Origin of the sequence: Sphingomonas sp. Leaf357 (assembly GCF_001423845.1) — a bacterium.
Lineage (GTDB): Bacteria > Pseudomonadota > Alphaproteobacteria > Sphingomonadales > Sphingomonadaceae > Sphingomonas.
The window spans coordinates 353,828-370,959 of the sequence record NZ_LMPM01000002.1 but is presented as its reverse complement, the minus strand read 5'-3'; the positions used below and the strand labels follow the sequence as shown (position 1 = coordinate 370,959).

Below are 17,132 nucleotides of genomic sequence, written 5' to 3'. Positions count from 1 at the left end.
GTTCTTCCTGAGCCTGTCGAAGAGCCCGTGTCGACCGTGCCCTTCGATCGGCTCAGGGCTATAGGCCGTTGTGCACCGTCGATGCGAATAACGCACCGGAATTAGACGAGTGCTATTTCGGCCGGGTCTGCACCAGCCCGATCGACGTGAAGGTCATCACCGGCACGTCGTCCTGGTTCAGCACCACCATCTTCGAGCGGAAGCTGCCCATTTCCGGCCGGCTCTGCGACGCGCGCTTCTCGACCACCTCGGTTTCGCAGCGCAACGTGTCGCCCGGAAATACCGGCTTCAGCCAGCGCAGTTCGTCGATGCCCGGCGATCCCAATCCCGCCTGCTTGTTGGCCTTCAGATTGGCGACGACCATCGACATCACCATCCCGCACGTATGCCAGCCGCTGGCCGACAGCCGCCCGAAATGCGTTCGTGCCGCCGCCTCGTCCGAGAGGTGGAAGGGCTGCGGGTCGAACTTCTCGGCATAGGCGATCACCTCGTCGCGGGTGACATGATAGTCGCCGAAACTGGCCTTGCTTCCGACCTCGATATCCTCGAAATATTGCATGCGTCTCAGTCCTTCAGCACGCCCCGGAACGGCGCGTCGGTTCCGTCGATATTGGTCGCTGGGGGCAGGCCGATCAAGCGCCGCATCAACGGATAGATATCGACATTGTCGAACGCGGGCAGCACGCCCTGCGCCTTGATCGCCGGTCCATTGGCAATGAACAACGCCGCCATGTCGGGCGCGAAATTGTCGTAGCCGTGCGTGCCCCGGTCGATCGTATCGTCGGGCTTGGGCGCGCTCTTGTTCAGCATCCAGCCGGTCTCCGGCAGGCAGAAATAGGGCGGCACTCGCGGGTTCGCACCGTAATGGAAGCGCGCCGGAATCTCCGCCTTGCGCCAGCAGTCGAAATGCTCGTGATGCCCGAGCAGCGCGCGTTCCAGCGCCCGCTCATGCCCGGCCACGGGATAGAAGCTGGCGAAGGGGCCGGAATCGAACTGGCGGTAGGTCCGGGGATCGGCGATCTTGTCCATCGCGATCGTGCGCGCCGGCGAGATCGCGGCCATGCCGTGATCGGCGACGATCACCAGATTGGCCGGCTGGCCCAATGCGCGCAGCCCGGCGACCAGCGCCCCGATCGTCCGGTCGATATCCGCGACCGCCGCGGTCACTTCGGGCGAATCCGGGCCGTACTGATGCCCGGCGGTATCGACCGTGTCGAAATAGAGCGTCAGGAATTGCGGCCGCGTCTCGGCGGGGCGGCGCAGCCAGTCGAGCGCGCCTGCCACGCGCTGACTGGCGGGCACCGCGCCGTCGAACGGCCACCAATCCTCGGGCCGCATGCCGCCCACCGCATGGCCGCCATGATCCTTCGCCCAGGTGCCGCCCCAGGCGACGTTCGATCCGGGCCAGAACATCGTCGCGCTGCGGATGCCGGCCTTCTCCGCCGCCACCCACAAAGGTTCGGCGGCGTTCCACCAGAACGGATCCTTCGGATCCTCCATGGTGAATTTGACCCCCGGCAGTTGGGCGTCTTCCATCGAATTGGCGACGATGCCGTTGCGATCCGGGCGCAGGCCGGTGACCAGCGTCCAGTGGTTGGGAAAGGTCTTGGACGGAAAGCTGGGCCGCATCGCCGCGCTGACGCCCCCGGCGGCCAGCGCATCGAGATTGGGCGTGACGCCGCGTTGCCGGTAATCGGGCCGGAATCCGTCGATCGAGATGAGGATGGTCACGGGCACGCGAACCTCGGCCGGTGCGACCTGCGCAACGGGCGCGGGCGGGGCTGGCGTTGTAGCGCAGGCGGAAAGCAAAGCCATGATGGCCGCGGCGGCGATAGGTCGGGTCCAGTGCATCACCGCTCCTTGCTGTGTTCCTGCGACATGATTGTGACGACGGCCTGGAATCGGCATATTACCCCGGCGAATTACGGGGTCCGCCGTGCCGCAAATTCCATCCTCGGAATATGTGCGGCACGGTGGCTGCCGGAACAAGTCCGGCATGACGGTTTGTCGTCGGGACGGGATCAACTCCCCAGCGACACCTTGGCGAACAGCGTGAAGCTCACCGGCATCTTGCTATATGCCCCGTCCAGTGCGGCGGGCAGGAAATACGTGCCCACCGTCCCGCCGAGCGCGACGTTCACCGGCCCGACCAGCTTCACGCGCCGGGCATAGCCGCCCTCCAGCTTGCCGACGCGGAAGCGGCGGTGGTGGAGCGGGCTGGCCTCGTCGGGAAACAGCTCGTCGTTCGCGACATTCTCGAACCGGCCGAACAGGCTGTTATGCGCATCCAGATCCCAGTTCACCTCGCCCAGGAACGCGGTCAGCGTACGATCCGGGCCCTTATCTTTGGCCGAGAAGGCGAAGGTCGTGGTCAGCGCGCCCGTAGCGTATTGGACGCTCGCGGTGGTGCGGCGTTCGTTGCCCTCCGGTTCGAGCTCCTCGGGCGATTTCAGGTGGCCGTAGCTGACCTGCACCGCCCAGGCGGGCGACGGCGTCCAGGTGCCGCGCACGCTCCACGAATCGAGCTTCGGCGTCTCGATGCCCCAGCGCCGCTCGTCCGGCTCGCGTCCGCGAAAGGCGGAGGCCTCGATCTGCACCTTCGGCGTCGCATAGCCTATGGTCACCACGCCGTAGGTGATGTGCGTGCTGTCGAACCAATGGTGCGTGATCGGCGCCATCGGATTATATTGCGCCGACTTGCGGTGCATGAACGCCGAGGGCCCGAGCGCCGGCTCGCCCACCGGCCCACCGTACAGGAACACGCGGCTGTTGCACCCGACATCCACGTCGAGCTTGCCGGAGAGTTCCATGAACAGATCGTGCGGATGCTGCCGGTCGATCAACGGCTGCTCGTTCGCCGCCTCGCCGGTGGCGAGCAGGCTGGGATAGCCCCGCGCGCCCATCAGCGGCTCCAGGCTGAGCATCGTCTGCAGCCGCAGGTTCACGCCGTCGCCCAGGGGCCGTTCCGCGGTGAGCATCGCCATGGACTGCACGAACGCCATGTTCTCGCCGCGTGGCCCGCCCTGGTCGGTATAGGCGCCCCAGGCATAGCCGTGCGCCATCAGCATCCAGTCGCCGGTCATCAGGTGCGCGCCCTGCATCATGCCCTCGTTGGCGGGCAGGCGCGACGTGCCGGAGCCTTCGGCATAATCGCTGCCGCCCCTGCCCATCTGCATGGGCAGGCCGGGCATTGTGGACATGTCGTGGCTCATCGTGCCGTGGTCCATCCGGGAATGATCCATCGGCATCGGGGCAGGGGTTGGGGTGGGGGTTGGAGCCGTTTCCCCCTCCTGCTTCCCCGGCGAGGGCCGGGGCCCAGTCGCGACGTCCGGAGTAATGACGGGTAGCGCTTGGTTACCCTCGTCTCCCGACCGGGTCCCGGCCTTTGGCGGGGAAGGGCGGGGGGCGGGGGCGGCGCGCCTCTTCTTCAGTGCGGGTGTAGGCTTCGCCTTCGCCTTCTCCGCCGGCTTCATCGGCATCGTCATGCCGTGCATATCGTGCTCCATCCCCTGCGCCATCGCCGGCACAGGTAACAGAAGCACCGCGGCACCCGCCGCGAGCAAACTACTTTTCATCTTCGTATCTTTCGCATCGACGTCATGAATGATCGGGGAGCAGTTCCCCGTCGATCATGCGCCCATGCGTGGCGGAGGCGTCGCGGGCGGCGAGGGCCGCCGCGCGTCGAACCGGGCAAGCGGCGCCACCAGCATCGCGCCCTCGGGCCGCAGCGGCACCGCGAACGCCGGGCGCACCATGGAAGCCGGCGGAATGCACCCCATGCAGCTATGCACCGCGATCGCCTTGTCTTGATCCCGCGCGGGAGCAGGCGAGGGCGCATCATGACCCATCGTCATGCCCGCCATCCTGCCCGACCCTTCATGGCACGGCGCGCTCGCCATCGCCGGCAGGGCGAAGGCGGCGAGCAGCAGCGCGAGGATCAGGCGGGCGATCATCTCAGCTGTGCAGGAAGTGCATCACGTCGCCGTCCTGCACGACATAGGTCTTGCCCTCGGCGCGCAGCTTGCCGCCTTCGCGGGCGCGGGCTTCGCCGCCCAGGGTCACGAAATCGTCGTAAGCGATCGTTTCGGCGCGGATGAAGCCCTTTTCGAAATCGCTGTGGATCTCGCCCGCCGCCATCGGTGCGGTCGCCCCGACATGCGTCGTCCAGGCCCGCGTCTCCTTGGGGCCGACGGTGAAGAAGGTCAGCAGGCGCAGCAGGGAATAGCCGGCGGTGATCACGCGGGCGAGGCCGGTTTCCTCCAGTCCCAATTCGCTCAGGAATTCGCCGCGTTCGTCCGGTGCCATCGTCGCGATCTCCGCCTCGATCGCCGCCGAGACGACCACTGCCTGAGCACCCTCCGCCTTGGCCTTCTCGAACACCTTGGCCGACAGTGCGTTGCCGTGCGCGGCATCGCCCTCGTCGACGTTGCACACGTACAGCACCGGCTTGGACGTCAGCAACTGCGCCTGCGCGAACACGCGCGCCTCGTCCTCGTCCTTCGGCACCGTCAGGCGCGCGGGCTTGCCGTCGCGCAGGAGGTCCAGCGCTTGGCCCAGCACGGACACGGCGACCTTCGCCTCCTTGTCGCCCTGCGTCGCCTTCTTGGCGAAGGCCGGCACGCGTTTTTCCAGCGACTCCAGATCCGACAGCATCAGCTCGGTCTCGACCGTCTCGGCATCTGCGATCGGATCCACCTTCCCTTCGACATGCGTCACGTCGGTCTCGGTGAAGCAGCGCAGCACATGGACGATCGCGTCCACCTCGCGGATGTTGCCCAGGAACTGGTTGCCGAGGCCCTCGCCCTTGGAGGCGCCACGCACCAGCCCGGCGATGTCCACGAAGCCAAGTTGCGTTTCGATGATCTTCTGCGATCCCGCGATCGCCGCCAGCTTGCCCAGCCGCGGGTCGGGCACCGCCACGTTGCCGACGTTCGGCTCGATCGTGCAGAACGGATAATTCGCCGCCTGCGCCGCGGCCGTCTCGGTCAGTGCATTGAACAGGGTCGATTTGCCGACATTCGGCAGGCCGACGATACCACAACGAAAACCCATCTTGGACGCCTTGAGATCATGGATGCCGGGCATGCCGGCGACATGGTCACGCGCGATAGGGAATACGTGCCGAAAACGCCAGCACGCTTAGGCGGTCTCGCGCTCCCAGTGCAGATAGCCCGAGGTGAAATCGCCGACCTGTTGCAACCCGCGCCAGTCGGCCACGGTGACGGAGCGCTTGTTGCGCGTGATCAGTCCGTCCGTTTCAAGGGCTTTCAGCGTTCGGTTCACGTGCACCGCCGTCAGCCCCAGCGTATCGCCGAGCTGCTCCTGCGTCATCGGCAGGTCGAAGGTCTCGCGCGGGCCAAGGCCGGCATGTTCGCGCCGCATCGCCATCTCGCACAGCATGTGCGCGGTGCGGCTGCGGGCATCGCGCCGCCCGACATTGGCGACCCATTCGCGCATCAGCGACGCCTCGACCAACGTTTCGCGCCACAAAGCCTTGGCGATCGAGGCGTGGGTCGTGGCGACCAGGATCAGATCCTCGATCGGCACCATCAGCACCGCTGCGATGGTCAGCGCCTGGATATTGTGATCGGATTCGTTGAGCAGGATGTTCTGCAGATCGACGAGATCGCCGGCCACGTGGATCGAAACGATCTGCCGTCCGCCGTCGCCGACGATCTTGTGGCGATAGACGTAGCCGCTTTTTAGGAACGAACAATATTTCGGCCGGTCGCCCTCGCGCAAAAGATACTGGCCGGGTTCGAATTCGCGCGCGATGAAATCGAGGTCGTCCAGCGCGGCGATCTCGCGCGGGCCTTGTGGGTAATGAGCGGCCAGGCGGTCGCTCAACCAGTGATGATGCGTTGGTCCAGCCACGATCTTCCTTCGAATGCGGAAGAGGCGGCTGGCTCCTTAGCAGAGCCGGCAATTCCGTTGAGCTACGGCTAGGGCGAAAGGTCCGATCGGTCGTTGATGTAGAGCGGGCAGTAGTAGCACAACATTTGTTGTGAATATCGGGTTATATTCGCGACGAGATCATCGAACGAATATCCCGGTCGAGAAAACTCAGCGATAGTTGAAGCTGATGCTGATCCGGTCCTGTTTGCCGTTCCCGGCGGGGACTTCGTGCCGCAGCCAGCTTTCCCACAACAGGATCGTGCCTTGCGCCGGCGTGACGTAGACGAAACTGCGCAGATCCTCCGCGGCATCCTCGGCGCGGGTCGGCGCGGCCATCATCAGCGGCAGGCGCGGGTCTTCCAGCTTCAGCCCGGCGGCACCTTCCGGCAGCGCGATATAGATCGTGCCCGACACCACCGAATGCGGGTGGATATGCCCCGAATGCGCGCCCTTGGGCTTCAGGACATTGACCCACAGGCTGTCGAGCTTGAGCTTCTTGCCGCCCAGATCGAATGCGCAATCCCGCGCGAACGCCGCGACATGCTTGTTTAGATGCCGCACCAGATCGCCGAACGCGGGGTCGCGATACGGCAGATCGGCCAGCGAGGCGTAGGAGGTATAGCCGCGATAGCCATGCGCCTTGGACCAGGCGCGCCCGGCATGATCGTCCTCGGCCAGCATGCGGCACGATTGATCGAGATCGGCGAGCAGGTCGTCGTCGCCGAGCGGCGCTTCGTACAGGCGGGTGGCGAACAGCGAACGGACGGTCATGCCGCCAGCCTTACCGCAACATCGCTCATGAATCGCCCGTCGTCGCCGTTCGCCAGCCACGGGGCCTCGGCCGATACCGCGCCGAGCAGATCGGCCAGCGGGTCCATCTCCGCCTTGGCATAATTGCCCAGCACATAGCCATGCACGCGATCCTTGTGCCCGGGATGCCCGATGCCGAGCCGCACGCGGCGGAAATCCGGCCCGAGATGCTGGTCGATCGATTTCAGCCCGTTATGCCCGGCCGTGCCGCCACCGGTCTTCACCTTCACCTTGAACGGCGCGAGATCGAGTTCGTCGTGGAAGACGGTCAGCGCGGACACGTCCAGTTTGTAGAAGCGCAGCGCCTCGCCGACCGACCGGCCGCTTTCGTTCATGAAGGTCGCGGGCTTGAGCAGCAGGATCTTCTCCGTGCCGACGCGGCCTTCCTGCGTCCAGCCGAGGAATTGCTTCTTGGGCGGCGAGAAGCCGTACAGATCGGCGATCGTGTCGGCGACCATGAAGCCGACATTGTGTCGGTTCAGCGCATATTGCGTGCCCGGATTTCCGAGGCCGACCCAGAGTTGCATGTTCTACCTCCCTCTCCCCGCTCGCGGGGAGAGGGTAGGGGAGAGGGGCAGTCGCGAGCCTGACGCCCGATCATGCTCCTCTCCAACCCTCTCCCCGCGAACGAAGAGAGGGGCTTTCAGATTACTCGGCCTTGTCGCCTTCGGCGTCATCGCCTTCGGTCGCTTCGGCTTCAGCCTCGGCCGCTGCTTCGGCATTCGCCTCGGCAACCGCTGCGTCCAGCTCTTCGTCCTCGGCCGTCGGCACGGTCGGCGGAACGATCGTCGCGATGGTGAAGTCGCGGTCGGTGATCGCCGGCTCGACGCCCTTGGGCAGCGTGATGTTCGAGATGTGGATCGAATCGCCGATCTCACGGCCCTTCAGCGAGATGCTGATTTCGCTCGGGATCTGCGATGCGTCGCAGACCAGCTCGATCTCGTGCTGCACGATGTTGAGCACGCCGTTGCCCTTGGTGATGCCGGGCGCGTCGTCTTCATCGGTGAACACGACGGGCACGCTGACATGCACGGTGGTGTGCGCGCCGATGCGCAGAAAATCGACATGCGTCGGGCGATCGCTGACGACGTGGAACGACACGTCCTTGGGCAGCGTCAGCACGGACTTGCCGCCGACTTCGATCGACACGGTGGAATTCATGAAGTGCCCGGTCATCAGGGCGCGCATCAGGGCCTTTTCCTCGAGGTGGATCGAGATGGGCTCTTGCTTGTTGCCGTAGATCACGGCGGGTACGCGGCCTTCGCGGCGCAACGAACGGGAGGCTCCCTTGCCAACCTGTTCGCGCGTCTCGGCTGCGAGCGTCAATTGTTCGCTCATGGTATTGCTCCGAAATGCAGGTTCAAATCCGCCCCAGGCCTCCAGGGATGACCCTGACGCGGAAGCGCGCGCCTATAGGCGAGAGCAGGGCAGAAGGCAAGGCGGGGTGGGTTGGTCGGTGTCGGGAAGAAGGAGGGGGTTTCACACGAAGCCACGAAGCCACGAAGCCACGAAAAGAAAGATAATGAAGGAAGAAGGATTGCTCGCGCTAAGACGCAAAGACGCGAAGCAGAAAATATAAGCCTATGGCGAATGATCGGCTTTTTGATATATTTCAATCTCTTCGCGCCTTAGCGCCTTAGCGCGAGCAACCCTTCTTCCCTTTTCCTCTGCTTTTTTTCGTGCCTTCGTGGCTTCGTGCGAACAAATCAACGCCAGCGCAAAGCACCGCCGTTCACTCCACCCGAGACACCTTAAAACCCCGCGCCGCCAGCATCGCCACCACAGAATCCCGTCCCACCAGATGCCCCGCGCCAACCGCCACAAGGACCCGTCCAGGCGCTCTCATCCGCCGCGCGATCCAGCCGGACCAACGCGCATTGCGCGCGGTTTCGAGCGAACGCTCCAACTCCGGTGCCCCACGAAACGCCGGTCCGAAACTCGCCGCCAGCGCCCGCACGTCGCCCGCCTCCCACGCGGCGAGAGTCGTCGCATACCCCCCCGCATCCGCCAGCGCGCGCGCCAGCAACACGCGCTGCGCCGCTTCGGGCAGCGCGTTGAAGATCGCCAGCTGCTCGCTTTGTGTCTCCAGCGCCGCCCGCCGTCGCCCGGCGAAGCGCGTCGCCAGCGTCGCCTCCACCCCATTGTCGGGCGATGCCCCCGCCGCGCGCATCGGCCCGGCCGCCAACGTCACCGCCGCCGCCCAGGTCCGCAGTCCGTTCAGCGTCTCGACGGACACGCCCGCTGCCCGGGCCGCGTCGGCCAGCACCGCCTGCTGCCCCGGCGCCACCCGCACGGCAATCGGCGGCAACCCCTTCGCCTGGGCGAACTTCGCAAACACGGCCCCGGCGACCTCGGGCGAGGCCGCCGCGATCTCGGTCACCAACGTATCCGCCTGGGCGATCGCGCGCGTCACCGCCGGCGTTTCCCACCGCACGCCGGGCGGCAGCGCGTGGATCGTGCCGAGCAGCCAGATCTCGGTGTCGCCGTCGCTCACCCGCCACAGAGCGGGCCGCGCCTCGATAGCCGGCTTGCCGCACGCCGTCAGCGCGACTGCGAGCAGCGCCGCGCACAGCCCGCGCGGCAGGATCAATATTGAACCCGCTTCGAGGCGACGTGGCGTTTCGTCAGTTCCTCCAGCACGCTGCCCTTGCCCGCCAGGTGCCCCGCGCCCACCGCGACGAAGACTACGCCTGGTTGATCGAGCCGATTCTTGATCCAGTCGGCCCAGCGCTTGTTGCGATCGAGCAGCAGCACCTTGGCGACTTCCGGCGTGTCCTGCATGTCGGCGTTCATCGAACGGGCGAGCGCCGTGGGCTGGCCGTGCGACCAGTCCGCGACCATTTCGGTCAGCTTCGGCCCGACCTTGGGCAGGTCGCGCACCGTGCTGGTCAGGAACTTCACCTGCACGTTCTCGGGCAGCTTGGCGAAATAGCCCAGTTGCTGCTCGGCCGTTTCCAGCCCGATCACCGTCTTGCCCGCGCTCTTCGCCGCCGCGGTCAGCACCGTTTCCGGCCCGTTGGCGGGATCGTACCCCAGCTTCAGGATCGGCAGCAGCGTCAGGTTCGTCGCCGCCAGCCACGGCTGGAACCGGTCGAACGCCGCCGCCGGCAGCCCCAGACCGGTCACCGCCTTCGCATAGGCCGGGCGATCCTTCGCCGGCAGGCGCTCGGTCAGCGTCGGCCCGGCGGGCGCGGTGCCCAGCTTCATCACCAGCGCCTGCATCACCGGCGTGTCCGGGGCGACCATTTCCAGCACCAATTGCTGGCTGGAATCGAACGCCGTCTTCACCGCGTCGTCGAACCAGGCGATGCCGGGTTTGAGCACATGGATCGTACCGAACAGATAGATCGTCGTGTCGGCATCCTTGACCACCCACAGCGCCGGATCGGCCTGGGTCACGGCGGGGGCGGGCGCAGCGGTCTGGGCGACGGCCGGGGTGGCGAGAAGGGCGACGAGCGCGGCGAGCGGGCGACGTAGGTTCATGCCGCTTTCTCTAGCCGCCTTCCGCGCGGATGCAACGGACGCATGTTCTCGTAACCGTCACCCCGGACGTGTTCCGGGGTCCAACGTGCCGCCAGCTCAGCGCCCAACTCACTATTCGTAATCGAAAGCCGCTTGGTGGACCCCGGAACACGTCCGGGGTGACGGGGAGAGTGCCCAAACGTCGATGCCCTCCCACGATCGTCCTCGGGGCACCCATTAACCTCGCCCGGTTGACCCTGTCGGAGCCTTGCGCCAAAGCGTCGGCGCTTGTCTTTTCGCACCTGCGAACGCGTCTTTTGGGGTTTCAATTTTGGGCCAGCCGCTCAGCTTCCAGCGCATGATCCTGAAGCTCCACGATTACTGGAGCGAACGCGGCTGCCTGATCCTGCAACCGTACGACATGGAAATGGGTGCCGGCACCTTCCACACCGCGACGACGCTGCGCGCGCTCGGCCCCGAGCCGTGGAACGCCGCCTTCGTCCAGCCCTGCCGCCGCCCGACCGATGGCCGCTACGGCGAGAACCCGAACCGGCTGCAGCATTATTATCAGTATCAGGTGATCCTGAAGCCCAGCCCGCCCGACCTGCAGGAACTGTATCTCGGCAGCCTCGCCGCGATCGGCATCGACTTCACCAAACACGATATCCGCTTCGTCGAGGACGATTGGGAATCCCCGACATTGGGCGCCTGGGGTCTAGGCTGGGAAGTGTGGTGCGACGGGATGGAGGTGACTCAGTTCACCTATTTCCAGCAGATGGGCGGCTTCGACTGCAAGCCCGTGGCCGGCGAACTGACCTACGGCCTCGAACGCCTGGCGATGTACATCCAGGACAAGGACAGCGTGTACGACCTCGCGTTCAACGATGCGGGCGTGAGTTATGGCGACGTCTTCCTCGAAAACGAGAAGCAGATGTCGAAGTGGAACTTCGAGGTCGCCGATACCGAGGCGCTGTTCGATCTGTTCCGCAAGCATGTCGCGGAATGCGAGAACAGCCTGAACGCCAAGCTGCCGATCCCGGCCTACGAACAGGCGATCAAGGCCAGCCACGTCTTCAACCTGCTGCAGGCGCGCGGCGTGATCTCGGTGGCGGAGCGCCAGGCCTATATGGGCCGCGTCCGTGATCTCGCGAAGGGCAGCTGCCAGGCCTGGATCGACCACCGCACGCCCGACTGGCAAGCGGCCTATCCGGGGTGGACGGCATGATGTCTTTTTCCCCAATTAACTCCGGAGCCGTCATCGTAGCGAAGGCTGGGATCTCAGGCGAAGGCGCGGGACGAGAGCCGCTCGAGACCAGTGCGGGGTTGAACATGCCCTGCATGTTCAAGGATGGTCCGGGGGACCATCCGACCCCGCACTCCTCCGCTGGGGTGACGATGATGGTTGGCGGACGCCACCACTTCGCGCGTCAGCGCAAACAAGAAGATTTGCTCGCGCGAAGGCGCGAAGGCGCGAAGATGTTGTCCTCTGCGTCCTCTGCGGCTCTGCACGAACCAGTCTTATTTTTTGCGCGCAGAGGCGCGGAGGACGCGGCGATAAAAGAACTCCTCTTCGCGTCTTCGCGTCTTCGCGCGAGCAAATCTTCTTCCCTTCCTGCTTCTTCTCTTCGTGCCTTCGTGTCTTCGTGCGAAAAAAATCTGCTCGCACGAAGCCACGAAGCCACGAAGAAGGAGATGGCCAATGGCTGATTTCCTGCTGGAGCTTCGCTCCGAAGAAGTCCCCGCGCGCATGCAGGACAAGGCGCGCGACGATCTCGCCCGCCTGTTCGCCGCCGAGCTGACGAAAGCCGGCCTGCACACCGATGCGATCGTCACGTTCGCCACGCCGCGCCGCCTGGCGCTCATCGCCCGCGACCTCCCCACCGAGACCGCCGCCGTCAGTGAGGAGACCAAGGGCCCCAAGACCAGCGCCCCCCCACAGGCGCTCGAAGGCTTCCTGCGCAAGACCGGCCTGGCCCGCGACCAACTGGTCGAGCGCGACGGCATCCTGTTCGCGATCGTCGACAAGCCCGGCCGCGCCACCGCCGATGTGCTGGCCGAGGCGATCCCGAACATCGTCCGCGCCTTCCCCTGGCCGAAATCGATGCGCTGGGGTGCCGCCAGCAGCACGACCGAAAGCCTTAAATGGGTCCGCCCGCTGCAAGGGATCGTCGCCCTGCTCGGCGAGGAGATCGTGCCCTTCGAGATCGCCGGGATCGTATCGCGTGCCGCCACGGTCGGCCACCGCTTCCACCATCCGGGCGTCATCACGATCGGCAGCGCCGCCGATTATGCCGACAAGCTCCGTGCCTGCCACGTGATCGTCGATCAGGACGAACGCCGCCAGATCATCGCGCTCGGCGCGACGATGGCCGCGCGCAAGGCCGGGCTGGAACTGGTGCAGGACGAAGGCCTGCTGACCGAGAATGCCGGCCTGACCGAATGGCCCGTGCCGCTGCTCGGCCGCTTCGACGCAGCGTTCCTGGACGTGCCGCCCGAGGTGATCCAGCTCACCGCACGCGTGAACCAGAAGTATTTCGTGTGCCGTGATGCGGACGGGAAACTGGCGAACGCCTTCGTCTGCACCGCCAATATCGACGCGGCGGACGGCGGCGGGAAGATCGTCGAGGGCAACCGCAAGGTGCTCGCGGCGAGGCTGTCGGACGCGATGTTCTTCTACGATACCGATCTGAAGGTGCCGCTCGACGTTCAGCGCGAGAAACTAGGCCAGATCGTCTTCCACGAGAAGCTCGGCACGGTCGCCGACAAGGTCGATCGCGTCGCGAAACTGGCCCGGTGGCTGGTCGAAGAGGGTATCGTTGGGAGTGGGACTCCCTCCGGAACCGCTACCCGTCATCCCCGCGAAGGCTGGGATCCCGCTTCTTCTTCTGTTTCGTCCGACGCCAGAAGCGGGATCCCCGCCTTCGCGGGGATGACGGAGGAGTTGCGTGTAGCTCTCGCCTCCCAGGCCGAACGCGCGGCGCGCCTCGCCAAGGCGGATCTTGTCACCGGCATGGTCGGCGAATTCCCCGAACTGCAAGGCCTGATGGGCGGCTATTACGCGCTGGCCCAAGGCGAGGACGCGGCGGTCGCCGAAGCGATCCGCGATCACTACAAGCCGGTCGGCCAGGGCGACGACGTCCCCACCGCGCCGGTCACGGTGGCGGTGTCGCTGGCGGACAAGTTGGACAGCGTTGCTCAGTTTTTCTTCGAAGGGCTGACCCCCACCGGATCAAAGGATCCGTTCGCGTTGCGTCGTGCCGCGTTGGCAATTCTGCAGACGATAGACGAAAATGGGCTGCGAGTTCCTCTACTGAACGCGATCCGTATGGCGATGTTGCTGCGGATTATCGACGACAAGACCGTAAGTCTGTCTGCAACGGCGCTTCGAAGCTCATTAATGTTCGGTGAACTTTCTAAAAGCGACGATGGAATTGGAAAAGCTTTCCGGGCCATCAACGAGGCGGAAAAGGCTGCTTACAGTCAACGGTTTGGACAGCAATGGGATGCCGTTTGGGAGCGGTCGCAAGCGGTCCTCGACTTCTTCGCCGACCGCCTCAAAGTACAGCAACGCGAAGCGGGCGTCCGGCACGACCTGATCGATGCGGTGTTCGCTTTGGGGGGCGAGGACGATCTCGTCCGCCTGCTCGCCCGGGTGCATGCGTTGCAGGCGTTCGTCGGCACGCCCGACGGCGCGAACCTGCTCGCCGGGTACAAGCGTGCGGCGAATATCCTGAAGAAGGAAGGCGTCGCCCCCTCCAACACCGTCATCCCAGCGCAGGCTGGGATCTCGGGCGAAGGCGCGGGACAAGAGCCGCTTGAGACCCCAGCCTTCGCTGGGGTGACGAGCGGGGCTGGGGCGGCGGAATTGGCGGCGGGCGAACAAAATCCGCTGTCCTACACGCCGGAAAAGGACGAAGCTGCCCTCATCACCGCGCTCGACGCCGCTGCCCCCCGGGCGCGGGCCGCCGTCGAACGCGAGGATTTCGAGGGGGCGATGGCGGCGCTGGCCACGCTGCGCGCCCCGATCGATGCGTTCTTTGAAACCGTGACCGTCAACGATCCCGAGCCCGAAAAGCGGATGGCCCGTCTCGCCCTGCTCGCCCGCGTGCGCGCCGCGGTCCACACGGTCGCCGATTTCTCGAAGATCGAGGGCTGACGCACCCTCGTACCGCGTGAACATGTGTGAACTTCGCCTCCCCGGCGAACGACTAGAAGCTACGGCTAGAAGCTACAGGGACAGACGATGACTCAGTACGTATATCGGTTCGGCGGTGGTGTGTCGGACGGCGGCAAGGGCGACAAGAACCTGCTCGGCGGCAAGGGCGCGAACCTGGCGGAGATGGCCTCGATCGGCCTGCCCGTGCCCCCTGGCTTCACCATCTCGACCGAATTCTGCGAAGTCTATTACGACGAGGGCCGCGCCTTCCCGCAAGGCCTGCGCGACGAAGTGGCCAAGGGCATCGCCCATATCGAGGGCATCACCGGCAAGACGTTCGGCGACGCGGCCGATCCGCTGCTCGTCTCGGTCCGCAGCGGCGCGCGCGCCTCGATGCCGGGCATGATGGATACCGTGCTGAACCTCGGCCTCAACGACGAGACGGTGAAGGGCCTCGCCGAAACGTCGGGCGACGCGCGCTTCGCGTGGGACAGCTATCGCCGCTTCATCCAGATGTATTCCGATGTCGTGCTGGAACTCGATCACGCAGCGTTCGAGGATGCGCTGGAGATCGCCAAGGAAGATAACGGCTATTATCTCGACACCGATCTGACCGCCGAGGACCTGCAGAAACTGGTCGCCGAATACAAGACGCTGGTCGAGCAGCAGTGGAACAAGCCGTTCCCGCAGGACGTGCACGATCAGCTCTGGGGCGCGGTCGGCGCGGTGTTCGGATCGTGGCAGTCGGAGCGCGCCAAGGTCTATCGCCGCCTGAACGACATTCCGGCCGCCTGGGGCACCGCCGTCAACGTGCAGGCGATGGTGTTCGGCAATATGGGCGACACCTCGGCGACCGGCGTCGCCTTCACCCGCGATCCCGCCAAGGGCGACCGCGCCTATTACGGCGAATTTCTGATCAATGCGCAGGGCGAGGATGTCGTCGCCGGCATCCGCACGCCCCAGTATCTGACCGTCGCGGCGCGCGAGGCGGCCGGCGCGAAACCCGCCTCGATGGAAGAGGCGATGCCCGAGGTGTACGGCGAACTCGCCAAGGTGTTCGACCTGCTCGAGACGCATTACCGCGACATGCAGGACATCGAATTCACCGTGCAGCAGGGCAAATTGTGGATGCTGCAGACCCGCTCGGGCAAGCGCACCGCCAAGGCCGCGCTGAAGATCGCGGTCGACATGGCCGAGGAAGGCCTGATCACGAAGGAGGAAGCGGTCGCCCGAGTCGATCCGCAGGCGCTCGACCAGTTGCTCCATCCCACGCTCGACCCGAAGGCCAAGCGCGACGTGCTGACCAAGGGCCTGCCTGCCTCGCCCGGCGCGGCGAGCGGCATGGCGGTGTTCGACAGCGACACGGCCGAGAAGCGCGCGGCGGCGGGCGAGGCGGTCATCCTAATCCGCACCGAAACCAGCCCCGAGGACATTCACGGCATGCATGCGGCGAAGGGCATCCTGACGGCACGCGGCGGCATGACCAGCCACGCGGCGGTCGTGGCGCGCGGCATGGGCCGGCCCTGCGTCTCCGGTGCCGGCACGATCGCGATCGACGCCAAGGCCGGCGTGATGCGCGTGGCGGGGCGCGAGATCCGCACCGGCGACATCGTCACGATCGACGGCACCACCGGCGAGGTGATGGCCGGCGCGGTGCCGACCGTGCAGCCCGAACTGTCGGGCGATTTCGGCACGCTGATGGCCTGGGCCGACGGCGTCCGCCGCCTGAAGGTCCGCGCCAATGCCGAGACGCCGTTGGACGCCAAGGTCGCGCGCGAATTCGGCGCCGAGGGCATCGGTCTCTGCCGCACCGAACATATGTTCTTCGATGCCGCGCGGATCACCGCCGTGCGCCAGATGATCCTGGCCGAGGACGAAGCCGGCCGCCGCGTCGCGCTCGACAGGTTGCTGCCCGAACAGCGCAGCGATTTCGTCGAACTGTTCGAGGTGATGGCCGGCCTGCCGGTCACGATCCGCCTGCTCGATCCGCCGCTGCACGAATTCCTGCCGCACGAGGAAGCCGAATTCGCCGAAGTCGCCAAGGCGGCTGGCGTCGAGGTCGATGTGCTCAAGCGCCGCGCGGCGGAACTGCATGAGTTCAACCCGATGCTCGGCCATCGCGGCTGCCGCCTGGGCGTCACCTATCCCGAAATCTACGAGATGCAGGCGCGGGCGATCTTCGAAGCGGCGATCGAGGTTGCGGTGAAGTCGGGCGCCGCGCCGATCCCCGAGGTGATGATCCCGCTCGTCGGCACGCGCCGCGAACTGGAACTGATGAAGCAGGTCGTCGACAAGGCCGCGCAGGCGGTGTTCGCCGACAAGGGCCGCGAGATCGACTATCTCGTCGGCACGATGATCGAACTGCCGCGCGCCGCGCTGATGGCGGGCGAGATCGCCGAGATCGGCGAGTTCTTCAGCTTCGGGACGAACGATCTGACGCAGACGACGCTCGGCGTGTCGCGCGACGATGCCGCGCGCTTCCTGACGACCTATGTCGAGCGCGGCATCTATGCCAAGGATCCGTTCGTCAGCCTCGACATCGAGGGCGTCGGCCAGCTGATCGAGATGGCGGCCGAGCGGGGCAGGGCGGCGCGCCCGGGCATCAAGCTCGGCATCTGCGGCGAACATGGCGGCGATCCGGCCTCGATCGCGTTCTGCGAGGCGACCGGGCTCGATTATGTCAGCGCCTCGCCCTACCGCGTGCCGATCGCGCGGCTGGCGGCGGCGCAGGCCGCGCTCACGGCGAAGGGCTGAGCCTTCTATCCATCCTCGCCGGAAGCCGATATCATCGGTGAAAATGGCGGGGATG

15 protein-coding genes are annotated in these 17,132 nt (G+C 65.8%); 4 read left to right on the top strand and 11 right to left on the bottom strand.

Annotated features, from left to right (window positions below; all coding sequences use genetic code 11):
- Positions 1 to 112: 112 nt before the first annotated feature.
- From ASG11_RS14765 to ASG11_RS14715, 11 genes are all read right to left on the bottom strand, one after another.
- Positions 113 to 559, bottom strand: coding sequence for a MaoC family dehydratase (locus ASG11_RS14765; RefSeq protein ID WP_055781746.1), 447 nt, complete (start codon positions 557 to 559; stop codon positions 113 to 115).
- Between the two features lie 5 nt (positions 560 to 564).
- Positions 565 to 1,851: an alkaline phosphatase family protein gene (locus ASG11_RS14760; protein WP_055781742.1), complete on the bottom strand. Its 1,287-nt coding sequence runs from the start codon at positions 1,849 to 1,851 to the stop codon at positions 565 to 567.
- Positions 1,852 to 2,021: 170 nt separating this feature from the next.
- Positions 2,022 to 3,200, bottom strand: a complete 1,179-nt coding sequence (locus ASG11_RS14755; RefSeq protein WP_236697533.1) for a hypothetical protein — start codon at positions 3,198 to 3,200, stop codon at positions 2,022 to 2,024.
- A gap of 429 nt (positions 3,201 to 3,629) precedes the next feature.
- The gene (locus ASG11_RS14750) at positions 3,630 to 3,953 is read right to left on the bottom strand and encodes a hypothetical protein (RefSeq protein WP_055781741.1); all 324 of its coding nucleotides are present in this window, start codon (positions 3,951 to 3,953) and stop codon (positions 3,630 to 3,632) included.
- A gap of 1 nt (position 3,954) precedes the next feature.
- On the bottom strand, positions 3,955 to 5,052 hold the full coding sequence (gene ychF, locus ASG11_RS14745; RefSeq protein ID WP_055782747.1) for a redox-regulated ATPase YchF: 1,098 nt from the start codon (positions 5,050 to 5,052) through the stop codon (positions 3,955 to 3,957).
- A gap of 87 nt (positions 5,053 to 5,139) precedes the next feature.
- Entirely contained in the window at positions 5,140 to 5,847 is a 708-nt protein-coding gene (locus tag ASG11_RS14740; protein WP_055781737.1) for a Crp/Fnr family transcriptional regulator, read from the bottom strand.
- Between the two features lie 216 nt (positions 5,848 to 6,063).
- Positions 6,064 to 6,666 (bottom strand): TIGR02466 family protein, encoded by a 603-nt coding sequence (locus ASG11_RS14735; protein ID WP_055781734.1) that lies wholly within the window; start codon positions 6,664 to 6,666, stop codon positions 6,064 to 6,066.
- Entirely contained in the window at positions 6,663 to 7,232 is a 570-nt protein-coding gene (pth, locus tag ASG11_RS14730) for an aminoacyl-tRNA hydrolase (protein WP_055781731.1), read from the bottom strand. The genes ASG11_RS14735 and pth overlap by 4 nt, the downstream gene beginning before the upstream one ends.
- A 121-nt stretch (positions 7,233 to 7,353) precedes the next feature.
- On the bottom strand, positions 7,354 to 8,043 hold the full coding sequence (locus ASG11_RS14725) for a 50S ribosomal protein L25/general stress protein Ctc (protein ID WP_055781728.1): 690 nt from the start codon (positions 8,041 to 8,043) through the stop codon (positions 7,354 to 7,356).
- Positions 8,044 to 8,437: 394 nt separating this feature from the next.
- A complete protein-coding gene (locus ASG11_RS14720; protein ID WP_236697532.1) occupies positions 8,438 to 9,295 on the bottom strand; it encodes a TraB/GumN family protein in 858 nt (285 codons plus the stop codon).
- Positions 9,292 to 10,188 carry a TraB/GumN family protein gene (locus tag ASG11_RS14715; RefSeq protein ID WP_055781725.1) on the bottom strand — a complete coding sequence of 299 codons (897 nt, stop codon included), beginning with the start codon at positions 10,186 to 10,188 and terminating at the stop codon, positions 9,292 to 9,294. Before ASG11_RS14715 ends, ASG11_RS14720 begins: the two co-directional genes overlap by 4 nt.
- A gap of 337 nt (positions 10,189 to 10,525) precedes the next feature.
- Between ASG11_RS14715 and ASG11_RS14710 the strand changes: the two genes are divergently transcribed.
- The 4 genes from ASG11_RS14710 to ppdK all read left to right on the top strand — a co-directional run bounded on the left by ASG11_RS14710 (position 10,526) and on the right by ppdK (position 17,077).
- A complete protein-coding gene (locus ASG11_RS14710) occupies positions 10,526 to 11,392 on the top strand; it encodes a glycine--tRNA ligase subunit alpha (protein WP_055782740.1) in 867 nt (288 codons plus the stop codon).
- On the top strand, positions 11,389 to 11,874 hold the full coding sequence (locus tag ASG11_RS18840) for a hypothetical protein (RefSeq protein ID WP_156363827.1): 486 nt from the start codon (positions 11,389 to 11,391) through the stop codon (positions 11,872 to 11,874). Before ASG11_RS14710 ends, ASG11_RS18840 begins: the two co-directional genes overlap by 4 nt.
- Positions 11,867 to 14,323, top strand: a complete 2,457-nt coding sequence (gene glyS, locus ASG11_RS14705) for a glycine--tRNA ligase subunit beta (RefSeq protein WP_055781722.1) — start codon at positions 11,867 to 11,869, stop codon at positions 14,321 to 14,323. The genes ASG11_RS18840 and glyS overlap by 8 nt, the downstream gene beginning before the upstream one ends.
- Before the next feature lie 87 nt (positions 14,324 to 14,410).
- Complete coding sequence (gene ppdK / locus ASG11_RS14700; protein WP_055781720.1) at positions 14,411 to 17,077, top strand: pyruvate, phosphate dikinase; 2,667 nt, start codon at positions 14,411 to 14,413, stop codon at positions 17,075 to 17,077.
- Positions 17,078 to 17,132: the final 55 nt, after the last annotated feature.